The organism is candidate division KSB1 bacterium (genome assembly GCA_022566355.1).
In the GTDB taxonomy this organism is placed as follows: Bacteria; Zhuqueibacterota; JdFR-76; order JdFR-76; family DREG01; genus JADFJB01.
In genome coordinates, this window is record JADFJB010000155.1 from 1 (window position 1) to 9076 (window position 9076).

6 protein-coding genes are annotated in these 9076 nt (G+C 41.1%); 1 reads left to right on the forward strand and 5 read right to left on the reverse strand.

What is annotated here, in order from left to right:
* Positions 1-346 precede the first annotated feature (346 nt).
* Positions 347-1402, forward strand: coding sequence for a proline racemase family protein (locus tag IIC38_18745; GenBank protein MCH8127964.1), 1056 nt, complete (start codon positions 347-349; stop codon positions 1400-1402).
* A 28-nt stretch (positions 1403-1430) separates the two neighbouring features.
* Here IIC38_18745 and IIC38_18750 read toward each other — a convergent pair whose 3' ends face one another.
* The 5 genes from IIC38_18750 to IIC38_18770 form a co-directional block, all read right to left on the reverse strand.
* Positions 1431-2360: a proline dehydrogenase family protein gene (locus tag IIC38_18750; GenBank protein ID MCH8127965.1), complete on the reverse strand. Its 930-nt coding sequence runs from the start codon at positions 2358-2360 to the stop codon at positions 1431-1433.
* A gap of 143 nt (positions 2361-2503) precedes the next feature.
* Positions 2504-2923 (reverse strand): DUF126 domain-containing protein, encoded by a 420-nt coding sequence (locus IIC38_18755; GenBank protein MCH8127966.1) that lies wholly within the window; start codon positions 2921-2923, stop codon positions 2504-2506.
* Positions 2911-4176 (reverse strand): aconitase X catalytic domain-containing protein, encoded by a 1266-nt coding sequence (locus IIC38_18760; protein MCH8127967.1) that lies wholly within the window; start codon positions 4174-4176, stop codon positions 2911-2913. Before IIC38_18760 ends, IIC38_18755 begins: the two co-directional genes overlap by 13 nt.
* Positions 4177-4474: 298 nt before the next feature.
* Positions 4475-7570: a glycosyl hydrolase gene (locus tag IIC38_18765; protein ID MCH8127968.1), complete on the reverse strand. Its 3096-nt coding sequence runs from the start codon at positions 7568-7570 to the stop codon at positions 4475-4477.
* A gap of 507 nt (positions 7571-8077) precedes the next feature.
* Positions 8078-8890: a hypothetical protein gene (locus IIC38_18770; GenBank protein ID MCH8127969.1), complete on the reverse strand. Its 813-nt coding sequence runs from the start codon at positions 8888-8890 to the stop codon at positions 8078-8080.
* Between the last annotated feature and the right edge of the window lie 186 nt (positions 8891-9076).

The following is a 9076-nucleotide window of genomic DNA, read 5'->3' on the forward strand; positions in this document are numbered from 1 at the left end:
ATCTACGATGTTTTTAGTTATGCGAGATCTTATGAATCCATTCTAAACGAGGATAACTCAAATCTGTGGATAGCTCATTTCTTATGAGTTAAGTTATAAATCGATCATAAATAACCTCGTAGAGGTTTTATTTTTGTAGATATAGAGTTGATCTAGGTTTTCAAATCCTCGTAGAGGATTAATAATTAAGGATCATGAATAGTTTATGTACCGTACATATTCTTCAAAAATAGGCACTGGCTTTAAGACCATCCTTGCCATAAATAATTTTATTGTTTGGAAAAGTTATCATATCCGCTTACATTTTCAAATCGAAAAGTATGCATCTTTATGATTAATCATAACTATGAACTCCGTATCCATAAATCTTAACCAAATCAAAAACTGGCATCCCCCCGATCATTGGATTAAAATTACGACAATCGATGCTCATACAGGGGGAGAACCGCTTCGCATCATCACAGGCGGATTTCCGGAATTAGCCGGTAAGACTATCTTGGAACGCAGGCAATTCGCCAAAGAAAATTTTGACACCTTAAGAACAGCACTCATGTGGGAACCGCGCGGTCATGCGGATATGTATGGCTGTGTACTTACACCACCCACTAGTCAGGATGCGGATTTTGGCATATTATTTCTACACAACGAAGGCTATAGTACCATGTGTGGTCATGCGATTATTGCAATCACAAAAGTGGCGCTGGAAACCGGGTTAGTACCCATGCAGGAACCTGAAACAAAAATCAAAATTGATACGCCCGCCGGACTTGTAAAAGCATTTGCTAAAATAGAAAATAAGCGGGTACAGAGTGTCTCTTTCCATAACGTGCCTTCATTTGTTGTCGAACTAGACGCAAAAATTGATGTTCCCGGCCTGGGTAACATACCCTATGATCTCGCTTTTGGTGGCGCATTCTATGCCTTTGTTCAGGCCGAAGATGTCGGTGTTCAATGCACTCCCGAATTTTTTCAACAGCTCATCAAAAAGGGTATGGCTATTAAACGAGCCATCATGAAAGATCGACAGATAGAACATCCCTATGAAAAGGATTTGAATTTCTTGTATGGCACTATTTTTATCGATGCATCACCGAATAAGCAGGTTGATAGCCGCAATGTTTGTATTTTTGCAGAAGGTGAAGTCGACCGCTCGCCAACCGGAACAGGGGTCAGCGCCCGGATGGCGATTCATTATGAACGGAGGGATATCGGCATAAATCAACCGATGACCATCGAAAGTATCATCGGTAGCCGTTTTACCGGCAGGGTGGTAAACACCACGACGTTCGGACCTTATTCAGCAGTGATTCCGGAAGTGGAAGGAACAGCTTTTATCACCGGTAAAAATGAATTTTATCTCGACCCGGATGATCCCTATAAACATGGATTTATATTGCGCTAATAAAGAGGTTTATGGAGCGTAAAAAGGATTACCTGGTAAACATATTCTTCATGACGAACAACACATTTGCGGGTCGTTCTGCTAATCGACGCATGTACCAGGGATACCAGAATTCCCCATAACTAATCAATGATCTAACATGATAACCAGCATTGGCCAACCGAATTTGCTCCTTCGTAACGATGCCATAAAGCATTTGAATTTCCAGATTTTCCTGGGGAATTTCATATTTCTCTGCAGCCTTCTGGATTCTTGCGAGCAAATCCAAATCATGCGTTGCAAATGCCGCCCGGGTTCCATTTTCTTTGGACGATTCAAGCAGCATTTCCGATAATTTATAAAAATTCTCATCGACATCTTTTTTATCTGGATAAGCCTTTTCTTTCGGTTCGTTATACGCCCCTTTCACCAAACGAATAGCCGGCGTCAATTTCAACAATTCGACCAGATCATCTTCAGTACGATACAAATAGGATTGAATGCACAATCCAACATTTTCAAATTCTTTACGTGCGCGATGATAGAACTTCAACGTAACATCCGTATAAGCGCTGCTTTCCATATCAATCCAAACAAAATTCTTACGTGCTAAAGCTTCTTCTGTAATTGCTTTAAAATATCCATAAGTTTTTTCAACTGATAAATCCAAACCTATTTGAGTCAATTTAAGAGAAATCTCGGCTTGCAGGTTTGTCTTTTCAATTTTTTTGAGCACTTCTATGTAATGTTTGGCGACTACTTCAGCCTCTGATAATCCCTGAAGATTCTCCCCTAAATGAGTAAATATAATTTTAAGTCCATTTGCTTGAATGGATTGCGCTGCAAGAATTGCATCCTCGATTTGCTCTCCTGGCATGAAGCGTTTTACTGCTTTTCGAACAAAAAAGAAATTGGCGCCATGTTTCCGCAGCCACTGGTTATCTGCGCCCCACAAAATCATATTTCTGAATATAGACACTTCCCAACCTATTCTTATTAATTGGAAGACTTTTAAAGAATTTTTTTAAGGTAACGAAAAACAGTTTAACTGCAAACAGTCTTTTCAAAATATCATAATCAATAAATATTTTCTAAGGACGTCATCGATATTGCAGCACATTTTTAATCAAAAATTTCCACTGTACCATCTTGCTTAACATGCATCATTTTTCCATTTTCCAACGCATCAAAATCTTCATCATCTAAAGCGATAATGGGAATTGGTTTCGAATACATGACTTCCGCAACAACGGAGGCTAAGGCCAGAAATTGATCCACACCGCGCGTAATAATAGCTCCGGGAGCAGTGCCAGCCCGAATCGCTTCTAACAAAACGGCAGTAGTTGTACTGGAGCCGCGTGTGGTTGGGATCGCAAGGATACACCCAGCCGCAATTCTGCCGCAAAGAGGATGGCGCCGGTCGATAATTTCACCGGTTTGGGAATCATAACCGCCCCAGAAACTCAGAGATTCGCTGCTAAACAGAATTTCGCCTTTCGATTCCCCTGGCACAACCGGATGACCCTGAATTATTTTTCCCATAAAGAATCATCCCTTATAATGAAGCCGGAAATTGCCGAATGGACACAATCTTCCGTGCTGCCAAAAGCAATTTGTTTATTCAACAGGCTCGGTGTATAAAAAGCGTATTTGGCCGAATTTGTCATGAGTGTTTTGATTGCCGGGGGTAGCATGGGAGTTGTTATAATGCACGTATCCACGGTAATTTTACCGCCGAATTCTTGCAGGGGTGTTAAGAAATTTGCCCGATCTGCCAGTTCTTTCATGGTTCGGCTCGTTGTAACTAAAAACTGCACCTTACTATGGCATCTCTTGTTTGTAATTAATGGAACCAATTTTTTAAATTCTGCAAAAGAAAAATGTGGACTGCCAAGAACGACCATATCGAGTTGATCTGTTTTTGTGGTGGTCAATTCATCTCGTGCTTCGCGCAATTGGCTCATATCCAATTCGACACTCCTTTGGAGAAATTTTCCCTGGCAGGCTTCTTTTAAAGTTGCCGCTTCCGGAGTCACACCGACAATATGGCAGAGACCTAATGCACTCGAAGAGGCCATTGCAGCGCAAAAAGATTTGAGTTGATCTTCAGTAGGGTTGATTTTAATGCCCTCGACAATCGGAATTTGGTCACCCGAAATTTTACCAATCCAATGACCGAGAACTGGATAAAAGCTGTCATCTTCCTGTAACTTTAGTGGGATTTTATCAATTCTGATCACAAACTGTCCGGCGCGATTTTCTTCTAAATGTAATCCGGCAGCCGGAACGCGACCGGTAATTGCGGCGCAAATATCGAGCAAATCCGGGTAGCGCTCGGTTCGAGCACCAATGACTGTATTCGCAAACGCAATGGCATTGGATTCACCCCAGGCAATCTGTTGTCCAAACCTGGGTCTGTGCTCGGTTTGATAGGGCGCGCAGGTCCATGTCGGGATGCAACCCATGTTCTGGTAAGCCACCATCTGGCGATGGGCTTTACGGGCATGATCGGGTGGAGTAGACCATTCCTGCCAATGATGCTCGTCAACTCCGGATACATTTAATGTAGAGGGAACTTTAACTTTTGCTCCTGAATTCGCCAGGCGCTCGGCAAATTCAAGAGTGGCATCTCCCATGTATAAGCTGCTATCGATGTGAGCAGCGGTTATATCCAGCAAAGAGTTCGCTCCATAAATCCCGACCATTCTTGTCATGATCGACATGGCGAGTTGAGCGGCGGGTCCATGCTCTCCGTGCAACAAAGCCTGATCGTAAGAGGTTAGATTTAGATTCATAGAATTATTGTATTCTCAACTACCCCTCCTGACCTCTTCTTATCAAGGGGAGGAATTTCCCTTCCTTGTTAAGGAGGGTAAGGGAGGTTAACTATGCCTTTTTTGATGTTGTTATAGTTAGTTAGTAAAAGTATTTTTGAATAAAACGTTGAAAATTAGCTAATAAGGTAGGATTTAAGAACTACAAAATCAACCCGTGGGAATGATAATCGTTATAATTAAAATGTTTATGATGCCTCAGTAGATAAATTATTTTAATCCAAAATCTAAATCAATGCAATCAGAGTAATCTGTTTAATCAGTGGTCCTGTTCTTTAAATTCTTCCTCAGATAAAATTTTGATCGTTCCCATTTCCTTTTTTTTAAGCTTTTCATTCAAAGAATTCAAATCTTTACCAATTATTGATTGGAATGATGCATCTGCATTTTCAAGTTCTTTTTCTAGTTTCCTGGCCCGATCGAGTTGTGTTTGTGTGGGTCTGCCGCCATAGCTGTTCACGGCGCCAAATAGTGAAACAACTCTTTCACGAATTCTCTCATCATTTGAAATGCCTCGAGTTCTAACAGTAACGACTAGTGTTTTATAAAGAACATCCAAAGCATCTGCGAATTTTGTTAAATCCTTCGCCAGACGATCATTCTTCTTTAGGCTATTCGATCGTTCCCTTGCATCATCACGTACGTCTGTTGCTGCTTTGGCAATGTAGGCAAGCCGTTCCTGCATGCCGTATAATTTCCACATGGTTTTTTGCTGGAGATCACGATCTTCTGTAGAATGGCTATACTTGGGGTCGTGAAAAACTTCAATCTTGGTTTCAAGTGTGTCGGATGATTTGATTAATCGAGCCGTATAAACTCCCGGATTCACCGCCGGTCCAAAAACAAAACCGCCTCTTAGTGAACGCGATGGCGGCGTCCTGGGCGCTTTTAATCGCATGGGCCATTCTACGCGATTAATTCCTCTGCGCTTACCGCCGGATAAAGATTTTATCATTTCACCACCTTCATTAAAAATATCGATCTTGAGATCTCCAAAAAGATGCCTTTTTTTCAGATAGTAAGTAATCGTCGCCACCTCAGTTGGATTTTCTCCCACAAATTGATCGCTACCGTTAAATCGTTGTCTGCCCGATCGTGTTGTGATTGTGGTTGGTCGCGATTTAAATAATGAAACATTAGCAGTGAGAACTTCCTGGCTAACCTGGCGCAGGGGAGTAATATCATCCAGGATGTAAATTCCGCGACCATGTGTTGCTAAAATAAGATCAGCTTCTCGGGGATGAATTTTAATTTCCCGAATGCCAACTTTGGGTAAATTGCCTTTAAATCGTACCCATTGCTCACCGCCATCTACAGACACAAACAAACCAAACTCCGTGCCTAAGAATAAAAGTTTCGGATTGACATTATCTTCACAAAAATCCAGCACATAGCCTTCCACCGCTTCCGTAGCAATAGATTGCCATGTTTTGCCTAAATCTGTGGTTTTAAAAACATACACATTTTTATCGCCATTGCGATGGCCATCGAACACTGCATAAGCAGTATTGCGATCGTGATAACTTGCCTGGACATCTGAACACCAGGTGTTTTTGGGTAAATTGTCAATATTACCTACAACATTCGACCAGCTTTTGCCATTGTTCGAAGTGACTTGAAGATTACCATCATCGGTGCCTGCCCAAATGACAGTTGGATCTTTTGGTGATTCGCTTATCGTGTAAATGGTACAATGATTCTCCGCCATGCTGTTGTCAATCGTCAATCCACCAGATTTATTTTGTTTTTGCTTTTCAGGATCGTTTGTGGTCAAATCCCCGGAAATCGTCTGCCAGGATTCACCACGATCGTTTGACCTGGAAAGATATTGCGATCCGAAATACATCACACCCGGTTTTGTGGGACTAAAAGCAATGGGAGTATTCCAGTTAAAGCGATATTTTTTCTCGCCGTCTTTTGGAAAGGGCTTGATTTGTTTCGTTTCGTTGGTTGAACGATGCCTTCTAACAATATTACCGCCCTGTGATTCATAATAAATAATATCGTTATCAGAAGGATCCGGAAAAACATAAAAGCCATCGCCACCACCGATATTTTTCCAATCGCTATTTGAAATACCACCCAACCCCTTTGAGGGTGCCATCCACGAGCCATTATCTTGCAATCCACCATATACATTGTAGGGGCGATCCATATCATAACTAACCCGATAAAATTGTGATACCGGTAAATTTTTATAAAAGAGCCAGGTACCGCCCCTGTCACGGGATTCATAAATTCCGCCATCGGTTCCCAGTAAGATATGACGTGTCTCATCAGGATTAACCCAAATGGCATGGTGATCCGGATGAACACCGCCTCCTAGTCTGGAGAATGTTCGTCCACCATTTTCACTGATCGAAAGCGATTGGCCCGGTTTATAAACTCTATCATGATTTTTAGGATCTACGTATAGATGACCAAAATAGAATGGACGACCGGCAACCGATTGAGAGGAATTCATTTCTTCCCAATTATGTCCCAAATCATCCGTGCGATACAAAGCGGTTTTTTCTGCCTCGACAATCGCATAAACAACGTTTGGACGAGATGGTGCCACTGTAACAGTTATCCGACCCAAATTCCCTTCAGGTAAACCGTTCCGCAATATCTCCCAGGTTTCGCCGCCGTCAATGGATCGATAGAGGTTGCTGCCTGGTCCACCGGAATTAAATGTATGGGGCTGACGCCTGAATTCCCACATTCCGGCATACAGTATTTTAGGATTAAGGGGATCCATCGATAAGGAAGAGCACCCGGTATTTTCATTGACTTTAAGGATATGCTTCCAGGTTTTACCGCCATCTGTTGTCCTGTAAACGCCACGCTCTTCATTCGCATTCCACAAATGTCCCAATACACCCACATATACCGTATTCGAATGATGTGGATCGATTTGTATTGAACTGATTCTCTCGGAATTCCCTAATCCCATAAATTTCCAGGTTTTACCACCATCCATTGTTTTATAAATGCCTGTCCCAATTGAAACGCTATTTCGGACATTGTGCTCACCTGTGCCGACCCAAACTGTTTTGGGATTTGATTGATCGATTTTGAGATCGCCTATGGATTGAGAGTGTTCGTCAAAGATTGGGGAAAAGGTTATCCCGCCACTTTCTGATTTCCAAACACCGCCGCCTGCTGTACCGACATAAATGATATTTTTATCATTATTAACAACATCGATGCTGGTTATACGGCCGCTCATGACAGCAGGTCCAATGGCCCGGGCTTTCATCCCGCCAAATATGTTTGAATCTATTTTGATGCCATTATCCTGTTCGTTAGAACCAAGTGAAAATGAAGAGGATAAGAAAATACATAAAGATAGGAAGGCTATACGTTTCAGCATGTTCTTAACTCCTTCTTTTAGTTGTGTGAATGGTTAAATGGGAATCTACAAAATGATTTTGACACATTTTTTAATAATGCTTGAGTCTACACTAAAAACCGATTCAGTCGCTTTTCTAAGAAAAAAGTACTTATGAGAGCGATGGAATGGGTATCCCACCTTTTTAGAATGAACTCATGCTTAATTATTTTTAAAGTATTAGAAGGGCTCAAGATCCACAAGATTTGCAAATTCTTTACAAAATGATAAATGAATAAGCCTTTCCTTTGAACCGATGAAAACGGTTTTAAAGTATTGCTTTTGTTATTAAGATCCTGTAAACAGATTGTTACAGAAAGCTAAAAATCAATAAAAATGTCATTCTGATCCCGCCAAGGCGGAAGAAAAATCTATTGATTTTATTGATCTTACAGCATTCAAGATCCTTCGCTGACGCTTAAGATGACATTATGTTGGATGGAATTACAATTCAGCTAAGGCTATGATCATATAGTTCAATACCTAAACCTACTTTCCAGGCATTTTGAAAATCTTATCATCCAACTCTACATTGACTTCGTATTTTTTGATTGTAATTTCAGAACTTCCACCGCCACGACCTCCGCGGCCACCACGACCACCTCTACCGCCTCTGCCTCCTCTACCACCACCTCGGCCGCCAAAACCACCGCCACCTTTTGTGGTAATCGAATGCGGCATCATTACTCCATCTACAGGTTTGAAATCGCTGAATAAAGATTCTATTTCAACAGTATTTCCTTCTCTTCCCACTCTTTGAGCCACGCGTTTTATTTCCACATAATACTCTGAATCTAAATAGGATATAAACGTTTCACCGTCTTTGCCGGTAACTTTTAGTTTATACACTTCAGTGCCTTCAAACTCTTCTTTTCCCTGGAGCTCCACTTTGAATCCTTTATCTTTATAATTAACTAACGGACTTCCAATTTCAGCCTGGCCAATGATTGATTGGGCTTGCGGTCCTGTCATTTCTTCAGGGTCTTCGCTCCGAAATGGAATAATAGCCCAAGCTGTTTTACCATCATAAGCTTGCACGATTAAATTACCGCGCATTTCAGTCTCGTTGCGCACCATATTCGGCTGTTTAATGTAACGGGTAAAATCTGATTCAAAACTAAAATTGCCACCACCTCTGGTTGTGGTACCTGTGATCTTTAGAGTTTTGATGGCTTCAATTTTTTTCAGGCCGCCTAAAGCTTCAATATGCTTTTTGATAATATCATCAACACTTTGGCTCCAAGCTGAAACGGCATAAAAACTAAAGATAATCAGTAAGGTAAATATTTTTCGAATTATCATGGTATATCCTCCATCGTTTTAATGAGAATGAAATTAATTAACCTGGACTACATGAACCTTAACACTGTCATCCAGGAGGGATCTATTTTGCAACTATTTTATACTTACAATTATGCTTTTTCAATTTTATGGAAATAGATCCCGTTTACTTAAATGAATTCGATTATCAATTTGAAAATTAGGTAT

Bases quoted from the DNA above. Each gene is read 5' to 3' on its own strand.
- IIC38_18745 (MCH8127964.1), top strand. From the start codon at position 347: ATGAACTCCGTATCCATAAATCTTAACCAAATCAAAAACTGGCATCCC.
- IIC38_18755 (MCH8127966.1), bottom strand. From the start codon at position 2,923: ATGGGAAAAATAATTCAGGGTCATCCGGTTGTGCCAGGGGAATCGAAA.
- IIC38_18760 (MCH8127967.1), bottom strand. From the start codon at position 4,176: ATGAATCTAAATCTAACCTCTTACGATCAGGCTTTGTTGCACGGAGAG.
- IIC38_18765 (MCH8127968.1), bottom strand. From the start codon at position 7,570: ATGCTGAAACGTATAGCCTTCCTATCTTTATGTATTTTCTTATCCTCT.
- IIC38_18770 (MCH8127969.1), bottom strand. From the start codon at position 8,890: ATGATAATTCGAAAAATATTTACCTTACTGATTATCTTTAGTTTTTAT.